The 13,462-nt window shown below is 58.4% G+C and carries 15 protein-coding genes; 5 read left to right on the plus strand and 10 right to left on the minus strand.

Translation table 11 applies throughout. The features are described 5' to 3' along the window. On the plus strand, positions 1 to 360 hold the full coding sequence (locus ED661_RS00200) for a DUF2946 family protein (protein ID WP_174214151.1): 360 nt from the start codon (positions 1 to 3) through the stop codon (positions 358 to 360). A 77-nt stretch (positions 361 to 437) separates the two neighbouring features. Then, the gene (locus ED661_RS00205) at positions 438 to 1,835 is read left to right on the plus strand and encodes a PepSY domain-containing protein (protein WP_122071943.1); all 1,398 of its coding nucleotides are present in this window, start codon (positions 438 to 440) and stop codon (positions 1,833 to 1,835) included. A 195-nt stretch (positions 1,836 to 2,030) separates the two neighbouring features. Here the strand turns inward: ED661_RS00205 and ED661_RS00210 are convergent, their stop codons facing one another. Both ED661_RS00210 and ED661_RS00220 read right to left on the minus strand, forming a co-directional pair. Continuing rightward, positions 2,031 to 2,435 carry a hypothetical protein gene (locus tag ED661_RS00210; protein WP_122071944.1) on the minus strand — a complete coding sequence of 135 codons (405 nt, stop codon included), beginning with the start codon at positions 2,433 to 2,435 and terminating at the stop codon, positions 2,031 to 2,033. Between the two features lie 308 nt (positions 2,436 to 2,743). Further along, a complete protein-coding gene (locus tag ED661_RS00220; RefSeq protein WP_122071947.1) occupies positions 2,744 to 3,472 on the minus strand; it encodes an SDR family NAD(P)-dependent oxidoreductase in 729 nt (242 codons plus the stop codon). Between the two features lie 140 nt (positions 3,473 to 3,612). Here ED661_RS00220 and argB point away from each other — a divergent pair, with 140 nt between their 5' ends. From argB to ED661_RS00235, 3 genes are all read left to right on the plus strand, one after another. Next, positions 3,613 to 4,473, plus strand: a complete 861-nt coding sequence (argB, locus tag ED661_RS00225; protein ID WP_122071949.1) for an acetylglutamate kinase — start codon at positions 3,613 to 3,615, stop codon at positions 4,471 to 4,473. A gap of 104 nt (positions 4,474 to 4,577) precedes the next feature. Continuing rightward, positions 4,578 to 5,276 carry a ferredoxin gene (locus ED661_RS00230; RefSeq protein ID WP_371412375.1) on the plus strand — a complete coding sequence of 233 codons (699 nt, stop codon included), beginning with the start codon at positions 4,578 to 4,580 and terminating at the stop codon, positions 5,274 to 5,276. Next, entirely contained in the window at positions 5,273 to 5,782 is a 510-nt protein-coding gene (locus tag ED661_RS00235) for a histidine phosphatase family protein (RefSeq protein ID WP_122071950.1), read from the plus strand. The genes ED661_RS00230 and ED661_RS00235 overlap by 4 nt, the downstream gene beginning before the upstream one ends. Before the next feature lie 108 nt (positions 5,783 to 5,890). Here the strand turns inward: ED661_RS00235 and ED661_RS00240 are convergent, their stop codons facing one another. The 8 genes from ED661_RS00240 to crcB all read right to left on the minus strand — a co-directional run bounded on the left by ED661_RS00240 (position 5,891) and on the right by crcB (position 13,392). Next, complete coding sequence (locus ED661_RS00240; protein WP_009810857.1) at positions 5,891 to 6,640, minus strand: amino acid ABC transporter ATP-binding protein; 750 nt, start codon at positions 6,638 to 6,640, stop codon at positions 5,891 to 5,893. Positions 6,641 to 6,670: 30 nt separating this feature from the next. Next, positions 6,671 to 7,969, minus strand: coding sequence for an amino acid ABC transporter permease (locus tag ED661_RS00245; RefSeq protein ID WP_122071952.1), 1,299 nt, complete (start codon positions 7,967 to 7,969; stop codon positions 6,671 to 6,673). Between the two features lie 3 nt (positions 7,970 to 7,972). After that, positions 7,973 to 9,205 carry an amino acid ABC transporter permease gene (locus ED661_RS00250; protein ID WP_122071953.1) on the minus strand — a complete coding sequence of 411 codons (1,233 nt, stop codon included), beginning with the start codon at positions 9,203 to 9,205 and terminating at the stop codon, positions 7,973 to 7,975. Positions 9,206 to 9,347: 142 nt separating this feature from the next. Next, positions 9,348 to 10,364: an amino acid ABC transporter substrate-binding protein gene (locus ED661_RS00255; RefSeq protein WP_054463207.1), complete on the minus strand. Its 1,017-nt coding sequence runs from the start codon at positions 10,362 to 10,364 to the stop codon at positions 9,348 to 9,350. A 231-nt stretch (positions 10,365 to 10,595) separates the two neighbouring features. Then, a complete protein-coding gene (locus tag ED661_RS00260) occupies positions 10,596 to 11,300 on the minus strand; it encodes an ATP12 family chaperone protein (protein WP_122071955.1) in 705 nt (234 codons plus the stop codon). A gap of 3 nt (positions 11,301 to 11,303) precedes the next feature. Beyond that, on the minus strand, positions 11,304 to 11,972 hold the full coding sequence (locus ED661_RS00265) for an HAD-IA family hydrolase (RefSeq protein ID WP_122071956.1): 669 nt from the start codon (positions 11,970 to 11,972) through the stop codon (positions 11,304 to 11,306). After that, positions 11,969 to 13,015: an RluA family pseudouridine synthase gene (locus tag ED661_RS00270; RefSeq protein WP_122071958.1), complete on the minus strand. Its 1,047-nt coding sequence runs from the start codon at positions 13,013 to 13,015 to the stop codon at positions 11,969 to 11,971. Before ED661_RS00270 ends, ED661_RS00265 begins: the two co-directional genes overlap by 4 nt. Continuing rightward, a complete protein-coding gene (crcB, locus tag ED661_RS00275) occupies positions 13,012 to 13,392 on the minus strand; it encodes a fluoride efflux transporter CrcB (RefSeq protein ID WP_122072246.1) in 381 nt (126 codons plus the stop codon). Before crcB ends, ED661_RS00270 begins: the two co-directional genes overlap by 4 nt. Positions 13,393 to 13,462 lie beyond the last annotated feature (70 nt).

Genomic DNA, 13,462 nt, shown 5'->3' on the forward strand with positions numbered 1-13,462 from the left:
ATGCGCCGCCTGCTGTCATATCTCATGATGCTGGCCATCCTGGCCGCCGGGTTGATCCCGGCGGGCTGGATGCCTGCGCATGGCAGCGACGGAAAAGTATTGTTGGTCATCTGTACCACCGACGGCACCGAGGAACGCTGGGTCGATCTGGGCGGTGAAACGCCTGCGCCAACAGAACAGATGGATGATCGCAGCTGTCCCTTCACCGCGCTGGCCACCACGGCTCTGCTGCCTGATGGTGGCTTTGTTCTGGCGGACAACGCCCCCCTCACCGCCCGCTGGATGCATGAGGGCTTTACCCATCACACCGCCGGCTTTCACTGGCGCTATGATGCCCGCGGGCCTCCCGCTCTCTCCTGAACTTCAAAACCACAATTTTTGAGATCCGCCTGCCCCAGATCGGGGTCCGGGCACTGTTCTGATATGGAGAGACCCCAATGGCCACCAGCCAACCGCAAGACGCGGGCCAATTGCGCTCGTTTTCTGAGAAATTCTACTTCGCCGCCTGGCGCTGGCACTTCTATGCCGCGCTTTATGTCATCCCGTTTTTCCTGACCCTTGCCGTCACCGGGTTGATGATGATGTTCATCACCCAGTTTGACGGGCGCGACGGCGAAACCATCCGGATCATCCAGGGTGAGGTCGCGCTAAGCCTTGCCGATCAGTCTGCAGCCGCCCTGGAGGCACAACCCGGCACCGTGGCCGAATGGATCGGTCCCAAAGCGCCAGACTTGGCAACCGTGTTCCGCATCAAGACGGATGCTGGCCAGCGCCTTGTTGCGCTCAACCAATACACCGGCGAGGTGGTGGAGATCTGGGATCGTCGTGCCGGTTGGTACGATTTTGCCGACAATATCCATTCCGACCTGCTGATTGGCACGGCCGGGGATCGCATGATTGAAATCGCGGCGGGCCTTGGCCTGCTACTGGTGCTGACCGGGCTCTATATCTGGTGGCCCCGTGGCAACGCCCTGTCGGCCTTTGTGCCTGACCTCCGCGCCAAGGGCCGCGCCTGGTGGAAGAGCCTACATGCGGTAACCGGGTTTTGGATCTCCGCGCTGCTGGTTGTCTTTCTGATTTCCGGCCTGTCCTGGACCGGCATCTGGGGCGGCAAAATGGTACAGGCCTGGAGCACCTTCCCGGCAGAGAAATGGGACAATGTTCCCCTGTCGGATTCAATCCATGCGGATATGAACCACGGCTCCACCAATGATGTACCCTGGGCGCTGGAACAAACACCGATGCCCGCGTCGGGCTCTGAAGCGGGTCTCACGGGCATTCCCGACGGCACTGCGGTGAATGTCGACAGCATCGTCGTGCTGGGCCGTATGCTGGGGATGGAAGGCCGGTTTCGGGTGGCCTATCCAGGCGGCGAAGGTGGTGTCTGGACCATCAACCGCGACAGCATGAGCAGCGATTCAGATGATCCTTTTGTCGACCGCACCATCCACATCGACCAATACACCGGCAAGATCCTGGCGGATGTGAAATACGAAGATTACTCCTGGGCCGGCAAGGCCATGGCCGTTGGCATTCCCTTCCACATGGGGCTGATGGGCACCTGGAATTTCATTCTCAACGTAGTCTTTTGCCTCTCGGTGATCTTTGTCTCCCTCTCCGGTGTGGTCATGTGGGTCAAACGCCGCCCCTCCCAGGCCGGCCGTCTCGCCGCCCCTCCGGTGCCCGCAGATTTGCCGTTCTGGAAAGGCGCTGTGCTGATCGGTCTCTTTACCTCGATGGCCTTCCCATTGGTGGGTGCCACCCTCCTGGCGGTTTTGGCCTTTGATATCCTGATCCTGAGCAACATCCCGGCGATGAAACGCGCCCTCAGCTAAACCGCCCAGAGGCTTGTGAACAGGCCTCTGCCATATCTCCGATAACTGGCAGGCGCCGGGTTGGCAGGGCCTTTGCGTCCCTGATTTCCCTGCTGACCACAAAGACCTCGCAGAGCTTAGACTCCTCTGCGGGGTCGATTACTAAAACCAATGCTAGAACAGGAACATTTATCCCGCGAATGTAGCTGCTCACGACTAAGGCCGTGGGTTCCAAACATAAGGCGAGATCAACGGGGATTTCCCACCGGTTTGGGCAATATCGGAAATCAGCATCCCCAAACGGGACGATCGGCGCACCTCGGTTTCATGGCGCTGAAGGACAAAATAGTCCTGTCGGCTCTTGAACTCCAGAACGATGATAGTCCCATCCAAAGCCACGAGGTCAGCAGGTTCACCGTCCTCCCCAAGGTAGGGCACAGTTTCATCGAACCCGTTGGCGATCCCCCCCTCAAAGAGTCGCAGATCACTTACCACTTTTTGAATGTTGTCCACTTCCTGTCTGGAAATGGAGCCAGCATCCACATCATGTAGCCAGTTAACTTCATAACCAAAAATCCCAGCGGGGTCCTTTTGAACAAAACGACCCTTTCCCTCATCCATGAGGCTAAGGCGCACAAGGCTGCCCCCCCCCCGTGGCTCGGCAAGACTGATAGTCTGACAACCAATACCTCGTCATCCTTCAAATCAGCGTTCCAGAGGGCTTTCTCTCGCATGGAGTAGAGATGCTTGTCCGAACCAGTTTGAATAGTAATACTTTTCTCGTGGGGGCTCCCCTTCGATCTCAGCCGGGACCAGGGTTTCCTTATAGCTGTCGGGCATTTGCGGTGTGCAAGCCACCAGAAATACGGCTGCAAATGACCAGTTCAATAATCTAAACGCCAATGGCTTTTCCTCAAAAAAATCGAACCTCATACGTGTTGAGCACCGTTCACTTCGATCTCAGCCCCAGAGATGTAGGAACTTTCCTTTGAACACAGGAAGTAGATCGCAGCGGCAACCTCTTCGGGCTGGCCCAGGCGCTGCATTGGCAGTTTCTCGACAATCTTGTCAGTTCCGGGTGACAGAATGGCCGTCTCGACCTCGCCGGGGGCAATGGCATTGACCCGCACCCCCAGAGGGCCAAAATCATGCGCCATCTCGCGGGTCAACGCGGCCAGCGCCGCCTTGGAGGTGGCATAGGCCGCCCCGGCAAAGGGGTGCACCCGACTGCCGGCAATAGAGGTCACATTCACCACCGAGCCCTTGGCCGCTGCCAGTTCATCCTTCAGCCCCCGCGCCAGAACCACCGAGGAAAAGAAATTAACGTGGAACACCTTGCCCCAGGTCATCAGATCGGTGTCCAGGGTGCTCAGCCGTTCGCCATCGGGGCCCTTGGGGGAAATGCCAGCATTATTGACCAGCGCATCGAGCTGGCCACCCAGACGTTCCTGAATGACCCCCACGGCGTTGATGGTGTCGGAGGGATCAGTCAGATCCAACTGCACGTGATTCTCAGCACCGCCCCCCCAGGGGCATTCCTCGGGAAAGGGTTGGCGTGAACAGGTGATCACCCGCCAGCCTTCGGCGTTGAAGCGGCGCACAGTGGCGTGGCCAATACCGCGGCTGGCGCCGGTCAGAAGCAAAGTCTTTTGGCGCATGGCGTGATTTCCGTCTAATTCATCGATGCGGCGACCCTACCAGCCTAATCCGGGGCCGCAATCTCTATGTCGCACTTGATGTCACACTTGGCAGCGGTGCCAGAACCGCGTAACACCAGACGCCAAGAGGACCCTGAGCCATGAAGAAACAAGATATGAACCGCGACTGGATTGCCACTGCCGAAACTCTCTCAAGCGCCCTGCCCTATTTGCAGCGCTATGACGGAGCCATTGTTGTTATCAAGCTGGGTGGCCATGCCATGGGCAGCGATGAAGCGATGGAAACCTTTGCCCGCGACATCGTGCTGATGCGCCAGGTCGGGGTCAATCCGGTGATCGTGCATGGTGGTGGTCCGATGATCAATGCTATGCTGGACAAGCTGCAGATCCAGTCGGAGTTTGTCGACGGCAAGCGCGTCACCGATCAGGCCACCATGGAAGTGGTGGAGATGGTGCTCTCGGGGGTTGTCAACAAACGCATCGTCCAGGCGATCAATGCCCAGGGGGGCCGTGCCGTTGGCCTCTCTGGCAAAGATGCCAATCTGATCACCTGCGATCAGGCCAATGCCAAGCTTGGCTTTGTTGGTGCACCTTCAAAGATGGACCCGCAGGTGCTGCATGACCTGTTTGAAAAACACATCATTCCGGTGATTGCCCCAATTGGGGCCGGTCACAATGGCGAGACCTTCAACATCAACGGCGACACTGCCTCCGGCGCCATCGCCACCGCGCTGAATGCTGACCGGCTGCTGCTGCTCACTGATGTGTCTGGCGTCAAAGATGCCACCGGCGAGGTTGTGACCGAGCTGAAGGCCGCCGATGTCGAGCGGATGACCGCTGAGGGCGTGATTGCCGGCGGCATGATCCCCAAGACCGAAACCGCGCTTGAGGCCGTACGTTCAGGTGTGCGCGCCTGTACCATTGTCGATGGGCGGGTAAAGAACGCGGTTCTTCTGGAACTGTTTACCGATCACGGCGCGGGCTCGATGATCCGCGCCTAAACGCGGTCCTTCCCCCAAGCGGCGCATCTGGACGGAGAGCGCCGTTTCTGCGCGTGTCTTGCGGTTCAGTCTGATATCCTCTCCTACAGACAGGAGGGGAGGATATGATGACCGCAGACAGATCTGGCAGCCCAGAGACCCCCCCAAGCTATGACAAGACCTTGCAAGCGGTGCTGGAGCAGGGGTTGAACATCTATGGCGCGCTCCATCCCGGCAAGCGCCCGGTGAAGAACCTCTCCCATGGCACCCTGGTTCTCTTGGGCACGGGGGCACGGTTCTGGCAAGTCTTCACGCAGTCTCCTGAGCATCTGGACGACCAGCCCAATCCGGTGGACCTTTGGTCGGCCCGGGTGATTGGCGCCCTGGGCAGTGCGCTGGGGGCGACGGCCTATTTCCCTTTTTGTGGCCCACCCTATACGCCCTTTGTGAACTGGGCGCTGGCCTCGGGGCGTGCCTTCACATCCCCGTCACAAATGATGGTGCATGATGAGGTCGGCATGTTGATATCCTACCGGGGAGCGCTCCACTTCGATCAAAGCTTTGACATACCCCCCCCTCCTTTGGCACACTCTCCCTGCGCGACATGCACAACCCAGCCATGTTTGAATACATGCCCGGTACATGCACTGGCTGATGGCGGCCCCTATGATCTAACCGCCTGTCACCAACATCTAGACACCCCGGCCGGAGTAGCCTGCATGACGCAGGGATGCCTCGCCCGGTGCGCATGCCCTCTGAGCCAGGGGGCTGGACGACGCATAGAACAAACCGCACATCACATGAGGTATTTTCACCCATCATGACCCGTACCCTGATTTTGACCCGCCACGCCAAATCCGCCTGGGACAGCAACTCGCCCAGTGACCACGCCCGCCCCCTGAACAAGCGGGGCCGCCGATCTGCAAAAGCCCTGGGAGACTGGCTACGGCAAAACCGCCATGTTCCGGATCAAATCCTGTCTTCCTCATCACAACGCACCCGCGAGACCCAGGCCTTGATGGGTTTCGAGGCCCCAAGCTCCTTTAGCGAGCGGCTGTATCATGCCAGCGCGGAAATCATCTTTCAGGCCCTGCGTGAAGCCGAACAAAACCGGGTGCTGGTTGTTTCCCATAACCCGGGCATCGCCGCCTTTGCCCATGCCATCGTTTCAAGCCCACCGGATCACGTGCGGTTTGACGACTACCCAACCGGTGCGACCCTGGTGGTGCGGTTCGACATCGACAGTTGGACCCAGCTGAGCTGGAGTTCCGGCAAGGTCATGGACTTTGTTGTTCCCCGTGAACTGCTCGGTGAAGAACTGCCCGCCTGACCCAGAGGCCTGCAGCGCAGGCTGGGCGGCTCGGTTTAGTGTCTCCGCAATGAAAACGGCCCCTCGGAAATCCGAAGGGCCGTTTCTCGTCAGTCAGTCAGGCTTGGATCAGTGACCCAGGATCTGGCTCAGGAACAGCTGTGTCCGTTCGCTTTGTGGGTTGTTGAAGAACTCTTCCGGTTCGTTCTGCTCCACAATCTGCCCCGCATCCATAAAGATCACCCGGTTCGCCACCTGACGGGCAAAGCCCATTTCGTGGGTCACGCAGAGCATGGTCATGCCCTCTTCCGCCAGTTCGATCATGGTGTCGAGCACCTCTTTGATCATCTCGGGGTCGAGCGCCGAAGTCGGCTCATCAAACAACATGATCCGCGGCATCATGCACAGCGAGCGGGCAATCGCCACACGCTGCTGCTGACCGCCCGAAAGCTGGCCGGGGTATTTGTTGGCCTGATCCGGGATTTTCACCTTTTCCAGGAAATGCATCGCCCGCTCTTCGGCCTCTTTCTTGGGTGTCTTGCGAACCCAGATCGGTGCCAGCGTGCAGTTTTCCAGAATGGTCAGATGAGGGAAGAGGTTGAAGTGCTGGAAGCACATGCCGACCTCGGACCGGATCTTGTCGATGTTTTTCAGATCGTTGGACAGCAGTGTACCGTCAACCTCGATGCTCCCCTGCTGGTGTTCTTCCAGCGCGTTGATGCAACGGATCAGGGTCGATTTACCGGAGCCCGAAGGGCCACAGATAACAATCCGCTCGCCTTGGTTGACCGTCAGGTTGATGTCGCGCAGCACGTGGAAAGACCCGTACCACTTGTTCATCTGGTTGATGGTGATTGCGATTTCGTCAGAGACTTGCATTTGAGAAGTGTCAGCCATTGTCCGGCCTCCTTATCGGTGACCAGTGGCGAGACGACGCTCGAGCCACTGAGAGTATTGAGAAATGCCGTAGCAAACGACGAAGAACAAAGCGGCTGCGAAGCCCAGGAGCTCCCAGTAGACGCCGTTCCACTCGGTCGAGGCAAGAATAGGACCACGGATCATCCCAACCATGTCGAACATCGAAATGACCGACACCAGCGTTGTATCCTTGAACAGGCCAACGGCCACGTTCACGATACCCGGGATAGAGATCTTCAGTGCCTGCGGCAGAATGATCAGACGCATCGCCTGTGGGTAATCCAGGCCTAGGCTATCCGCCGCCTCATACTGTCCCTTTGGCAGGGCCGCGAGACCACCCCGGATCACCTCGGCGATATAGGCCGCAGAGAAGAGGGTGATCATGATGACCACGCGCAGGAACAGATCCACCGTCGCATCCGGCGGGAAGAAGTAGGACAGCATCACCGAAGCTACAAAGAGCAGCGTGATCAGCGGCACGCCGCGCACGAACTCGATGAAGACCACACAGATCCACTTGATCAGCGGCATTGAGGACTGACGCCCCAAGGCCAGAGCAATACCCAGCGGCACCGAGAGCGACACACAGGTCACACCCAGCATCATGTTGAGCATGAAGCCCCCCAGATCGCGCGAGGGAACAGGTGACAGCATTGCGCTTTCAGAGGCACCTTCGGGGATCAGCATGCCGCCGACCTTCCAGATCACCAGCGCCGCAACTATGGCGCCAAAGAAGCCCGCAGCAAAGCTGCCTTTGCCCAGCTTTTGGAACACCACGGCTGCCACAGCAAAACCAACCAGCGCCACGATTGGCACCATGATGGTTCCGCCCCAGATCAGCCAGAAGGCCAGGAAGGGGTAGACAACAGTGAAGGCCAGCAGCTTGCGTGGCAGGTCAAAGAAAAGCACAGGTGCCAAAGCGACCAGCAAGAGCACCAGCGCCAAATTTGGCCGCCAGTATTGGTCACCTGGGTATTTGAAACCATACAGCAGCTGGTTCCAGCGCTCGGAAAGAACAGAGAAGCAGGCGCCTGATTTGCCTTGCAGAATTTCACGGCACTCGGCCAGCGAAGAGGTCGTCCAGATCCCGTTCCACATCCAAGGCACAGTGTTGCTGAGCAGAGAATAGAGCAGTGCCAGGGCAAAAAGCGTCAGGATAGAGTTGGGGACGCTAGAGAACAGGTTCTCGCGCACCCACTTGTAGGCACCTGTATCACGCGCCGGGGGCGGCGATTCAGGGATGACGCCATCGGCGACAAAGGCAATCGGATTGTTTTGTTTATCGCTCATGGCTCAGCGCTCCTTCAGCTTAACGGAGGAGTTGTAAACGTTCATCACCATCGAAATCAGCAGCGAGGCGGTGAGATAGAACAGCATCAAGAGCAAGACGCATTCAATTGCGCGGCCCGTCTGGTTCAGGGTAACCCCGCCCAGTGTTGCGGTGATATCCGCATAGCCCACGGCAATCGCCAGCGAGGAGTTTTTGGTGATGTTGAGGAAGTTGGAGATCAGCGGCGGGATAATCACCCGCAGAGCCTGCGGCAGAACCACAAGATTCATGATCCGGCCAGGGCGCATACCCAGAGCTGCAGCAGCCTCGGTCTGCCCCTTGGAGATCGCCTGAATGCCTGCGCGCACGTTTTCCGCGATAAAGGCACCGGTGTAGATCGACAGAGCAAACCACAGCGCGATCAGCGGGCCACCAATCTTGATGCCGCCTTTGAAGTTAAAGCCTTTCAGCTCTGGCACTTCCCAGGTCAGCCCCATGATCAGCATCAGAACAACAACCGGAATGATCCAGACAGCCAGGCCGATGTACAGGGTATTGGGGCGAATGCCGGTCTCTTCCTGCTTTTGGGTCGCATTGGCGTTGACCTTGCGCATCACAAAGAAGGAACCAACCAGAACAGCCAAAACCAGCAGCCAGTTCAGGGCAGCAGAGGCAAACAACCCGTTCGCAAACAGTGGCATCGGCGTGTAGACACCACGGTTGGTAAAGGCAAAGAGGTCAAACACCATGCTGGCTGAGGGGTCTGCGCCACGGAATTCGCGGGGACCCGGCATAACGGCCGTCATGATGGTGAAAATGATGATGATCCAGATCAGAACCGGGATGTTGCGAAAGATCTCAACATAGACGGCCATCAGCTTTGACACCAACCAGTTGTTCGACAAGCGCAAAACCCCGGCAATGACGCCAAAGATCGTCGCCGTGATACAGGCCAAGAAGGCAACCAGCAGGGTGTTCAGGATCCCCACAACTGCGGCCCGGGCATGGCTGGACTGGCTGTCATATTCGACCAGACGCTGGGCGATGTCGTAGCCAGAGCGATCGCCCAGGAAATTGTAGGAAATGTTCAGGCCAGCGGCACGCAGGTTCTGAATGAGGTTATTGCCCAGGTACCAAATGGCCAAGGCCAGGACCAGCGCGGCTATCGCCTGGAAGGTCAATGATCGATAGCGGGTATCGTTGACCAGCATAGAGAGCCGGAACTGCTCCTGCGGTGGGTCAGTGAGAGTTGACATGAAAAGGGATCCCCGTAGCTCATAGATCTACCATCCGGCGGGGTTGGTTCCCTGCTCGCGTCAGATCTAAAGCGTATTTTGGTTGGATAGTATCAGAAGGAAAAAGGGCGCAGGATGTCCTGCGCCCTTTCCTCAGTAGATCTTAGCGGAAAGGAGGCGAGTACAGCAGGCCGCCTTTGGTCCACTGTGCGTTCAGACCACGAGCCAGACCGATTGGTGTTGCTTCACCGATGTTGTCAGCAAAGACTTCACCGTAGTTACCGCCAGCGGCGATCGCGTTCTTGCCCCAGTCAGCCGAAAGACCAAGCATCTCACCCAGGGTACCTTCGGAGCCCAGGAGACGGTTGATTTCAGGGTTGGTGGTACCAGCAGCCATCTCGCCGATGTTGGCAGAGGTGACGCCCAGCTCTTCAGCCGAGATCAGCGCGTTCAGAGTCCAGCGCACAACGTCGCCCCAGGCGTGGTCGCCGTGACGAACCAGCGGGCCGAGTGGCTCTTTGGAGATGATTTCGGGCAGCAGGGTGTGCGCGTCAGGCGATTCAAATGTGGCGCGGGTCGCGGCCAGACCGGAAGCATCGGTGGTGTAAACGTCACAGGCACCGGCCAGGTACTGCTGCTGTGCTTCGGCGTTGGTTTCAATTGGAACAGGCTCGTAAGAGATGTTGTTCGAACGGAAGAAGTCAGCCAGGTTCAGCTCGGTGGTGGTGCCGGTCTGGATGCAGACAGTGGCGCCGTCGAGTTCTTTGGCCGAGGAAACGCCCAGCTCTTTGGGAACCATGAAGCCCTGACCGTCGTAGTAGTTTACGCCGGTAAATTCGAACTTCAGGTCAACATCGCGCGAGAAGGTCCAGGTGGTGTTACGGGCCAGCATGTCGATTTCGCCAGACGCCAGCGCAGTAAAGCGGGTCTTGCCAGTTGTTGGCACGAATTCAACAGCGTTGGAATCGCCCAGTACGGCGGCTGCAACAGCGCGACATACGGCAACGTCAAAGCCTTCCCATTCGCCGCTTGCATTTGGAGCAGCAAAGCCAACCAGACCGGTGGTCACGCCGCAGTTCAGTTTGCCGCGGGCTTTGACGTCGTCCAGAGTGCCAGCAGCAGCTGCACCAGCCGACAGACCAGCAATGGTCAGCGCGCCCAAAATTACGGTATTTTTCATGTTTACCTCTTCCTGATGTTCCACCTATTGCGGTGGTTTTTTTTGCCCAGCACGAGTGATGCCGGAAATGGTGTGAACTGGAGTGAAACCCCAATTCGTACAGGGAGTTTGGGCGCATTCATCAACAAACGTCAAGTGTGTGATCATGAAATTCGATGTCCGAATAGCGAACTCTCTACTATTCGATACAAAATTTCTTAACGGGAAGCTCACCCGCAATTTGCTGTCTTCTCAGCAAATATCGTAGAAACTTTTGGCGTGCAAAAAAGCCACCCGCTTCAGGTCTGCGGTCTCTTGGGCCTCATCATCGACTCCCCACTGCTCCTCCTGCCAGGTCTCGTCCAGGCGCGAAATCTGCCAGATTTCATCCGGTCTGCGCCAATTTTGAGCAGTTGCAAAGCCCAAGACCAGCGATCCGGACATCGAAACCAGGTCATGAAAGGCCGCGAGTTGGAAGTTGCTCAGGTCATGAACAGCCTGCCGCAAAGTCTCCAGGGCCATCGGGTCCTGTGCCGAATGTTGCAGCCCCTGACGGGTCTCCAAACCCGCGCCTAAAACTTCTTTGGCCCAGCTCAAAGCAGGGTCCCATTGCTCCGCCTGACGCTTTACCAGCTCCTGTGGGCTGTCGGCGCGGTAGCACAACAGGTCCGAATCGCCGTAATCCGCCAGCATGTCTGCGACTTCGGCGTGCTGATTCGCGACCTTGTCGATGGCTGCATTGGCAGACCGGGTATAGGGCATGGTCTCAGGATTGATGCCTTCAACCTGGGCATCCCATTCTGCTGCAATTGCCTCGGCCATGGCACGACTGGGCAGGGTCAGCGCGGCCTTTGCCGGGGTTTTCACGCCGCGCCCATCCAGATGCACCGTAAATCCGCCATCGACCTCAACCGCAGAGGCTTCTTTCCAGAACCGCTTTTGCTTCCAATCACTCATGTCTCATGTCTTCCAGATCCGTTGCAACAAGGGGGCCAGCTGGTCAAAGCGGCTGATGATATGGTCCGCCCCCAGGTCAGCCGCCGGGTGATAGCCCCAGTCAACCGCGATGGTGCGCACCCCCGCAGCTCGCCCCATATCAATGTCAAAGCTGGTATCGCCAATCATAACGGCATTGGCGGGCTCTACTCCGGTCTCTGCCAGGGCCGTCAGCACCATCGAGGGGTGCGGCTTGGAGGGATGATGATCCGCCACCTGTCGCGTCATAAAACACGCCAGCCCATGGGCCGCGATCAGCGCATCCAGGCCGCGTTGCGATTTGCCCGTTGCCACCCCAAGCAGGTATTCCGGCACTGCATGCAATTCTGCCAGCACCTCAGCCGCGCCGGGAAACAGCGGCGAATGCCCTGCCCCCTGGGCCAGACGTTTGTCCATATAGGCCTGCTTATAGCCCGCGACCAGGTGCGCCCTTACCTCCGCCGGCTGGGTCGGCGCCAGTTGATCCATCGCCAAAGGCAGCGAAAGCCCCACAATCGAGAGGATCTCGGCATGCGCCGGAACTCTCAGCCCCTGCCCTTCGAAACTCGAGGCCATGGCAGAGGCGATGGCATTCTGGCTATCCGCCAGGGTGCCATCCACATCAAACAGGATCAGCCGCAGATCTGCGCTCACATCAGCCCCTCAAAAGGGTCATCCGCCGCCAGATCCTCGGTCCAGCCAAAGGTGTCCCAGCTGTCCTTCATGTGATCCGGCAGCTCCGCCGTCATCACGATGTCTTTTTTGGTTGTCGGGTGTTCAAACACCAGGCGCCGTGCGTGCAGGTGCAGTTTTTTGCTGATCACACCACCCAATTGTGCGCCCCAGCCATCGCCGAGGTTCTCTTGGCCGGAGCCACCGTATTTACCGTCGCCAATGATGGGATGGCCGATTTCGGACATATGGGCCCGCAACTGGTGAGTACGCCCGGTGACAGGCTCCATCGCCACCCAGGAGGCACGACCCGCCACCCGATAGAGGGTCGCGTAATAGGTATGCGCCCGCTTAGCGCCCGGGGTGCGGTCGATCTCATTGGGGTGTACGGCGATCATCTTTTCGCCTTCCCCACTGGATCCATGACCGCCGGCCTTCACCAGCCCGGCTTTGATCTCACCCAGATAGGGGGTGGGAACGCCCGCGACCAATGCCCAGTAGATCTTGCGGGTGTTGCGATGGCGGAAGGCGGCGGTCAGCGATTTTGCCGCCAGCCGCGTGCGAGCTAGTACCAGTACGCCGGAGGTGTCCTTGTCGAGGCGATGCACCAGACGGGGCTTTTCCTCAGCGTCAAAGCGCAGCGCATCGGCCAGACCATCCACATGTTTGGTGGTGCCGCTGCCGCCCTGTACCGCCAGACCCGCAGGTTTGTTCAGCACGATCACATCGTCATCCTTGTAGATGACACAGCCGCGGATCATCTTGGCATCCGCCTCGGAAATCCGCGCAGCCCGAGGTTCGGCCCGTTTCAGATCGGTCTCCGCCAAAGGCGGCACCCGCACTACCTGACCGGCAGCAACGCGTGTATTGGCCTTCACCCGACCACCATCCAGGCGCAGCTCGCCCTTGCGGCACATCTTTTCAATGCGACCCTGGTTCACATGCGGGAACAGCCGACGCAGCCAGCGGTCGATCCGCTGGTCATCATCCGCTTCGGCTACGGTAATCATCTGTACGCCGCTCATGCGAACACTCCTCTTGCGAGCCATAGGCCCAAAAACAATCCACCAACCGACAGGCCGACAGATAGAAAAACATAGACCGCAGCCTGCCCAAAAGCACCGCGCTCGATCATATTGGCGCTCTCCAATGAGAAGGCCGAAAAGGTGGTAAAGCCACCCAAGATACCAGTCATCACCAGCGGGCTGAGATGATTCAGCCCCTTTTGCGCCGCTGCCACCACAAAGACCCCCATCAGAAAGGAGCCGACCACGTTGACGGTGATGATCGCCAGCGGGAAATCCTGGTGACCAAACAGGCGCAGAACCCCGACGCCCGTCAGGTAGCGAAGCGCTGCTCCGCACGCGCCACCAAGGGCGACCAGAGATACCGTTGAAATCATCAAGGGTCTGTGGCGCGGGTGAGCAAAGATGTCAAGTTTTCCCGTTGCAAGCCATGCAGTGCCGCCCTAG

Source organism: Pseudophaeobacter sp. EL27 (assembly GCF_900313025.1).
Classification (GTDB): Bacteria; Pseudomonadota; Alphaproteobacteria; order Rhodobacterales; family Rhodobacteraceae; genus Pseudophaeobacter.

Bases quoted from the DNA above. Each gene is read 5' to 3' on its own strand.
- ED661_RS00240 (WP_009810857.1), bottom strand. From the start codon at position 6,640: ATGCAAGTCTCTGACGAAATCGCAATCACCATCAACCAGATGAACAAG.
- ED661_RS00260 (WP_122071955.1), bottom strand. From the start codon at position 11,300: ATGAGTGATTGGAAGCAAAAGCGGTTCTGGAAAGAAGCCTCTGCGGTT.
- ED661_RS00245 (WP_122071952.1), bottom strand. From the start codon at position 7,969: ATGAGCGATAAACAAAACAATCCGATTGCCTTTGTCGCCGATGGCGTC.
- ED661_RS00210 (WP_122071944.1), bottom strand. From the start codon at position 2,435: ATGGATGAGGGAAAGGGTCGTTTTGTTCAAAAGGACCCCGCTGGGATT.
- ED661_RS00230 (WP_371412375.1), top strand. From the start codon at position 4,578: ATGATGACCGCAGACAGATCTGGCAGCCCAGAGACCCCCCCAAGCTAT.
- ED661_RS00205 (WP_122071943.1), top strand. From the start codon at position 438: ATGGCCACCAGCCAACCGCAAGACGCGGGCCAATTGCGCTCGTTTTCT.
- ED661_RS00220 (WP_122071947.1), bottom strand. From the start codon at position 3,472: ATGCGCCAAAAGACTTTGCTTCTGACCGGCGCCAGCCGCGGTATTGGC.
- ED661_RS00250 (WP_122071953.1), bottom strand. From the start codon at position 9,205: ATGTCAACTCTCACTGACCCACCGCAGGAGCAGTTCCGGCTCTCTATG.
- ED661_RS00235 (WP_122071950.1), top strand. From the start codon at position 5,273: ATGACCCGTACCCTGATTTTGACCCGCCACGCCAAATCCGCCTGGGAC.
- ED661_RS00255 (WP_054463207.1), bottom strand. From the start codon at position 10,364: ATGAAAAATACCGTAATTTTGGGCGCGCTGACCATTGCTGGTCTGTCG.
- ED661_RS00200 (WP_174214151.1), top strand. From the start codon at position 1: ATGCGCCGCCTGCTGTCATATCTCATGATGCTGGCCATCCTGGCCGCC.
- argB (WP_122071949.1), top strand. From the start codon at position 3,613: ATGAAGAAACAAGATATGAACCGCGACTGGATTGCCACTGCCGAAACT.
- ED661_RS00270 (WP_122071958.1), bottom strand. From the start codon at position 13,015: ATGAGCGGCGTACAGATGATTACCGTAGCCGAAGCGGATGATGACCAG.
- crcB (WP_122072246.1), bottom strand. From the start codon at position 13,392: ATGATTTCAACGGTATCTCTGGTCGCCCTTGGTGGCGCGTGCGGAGCA.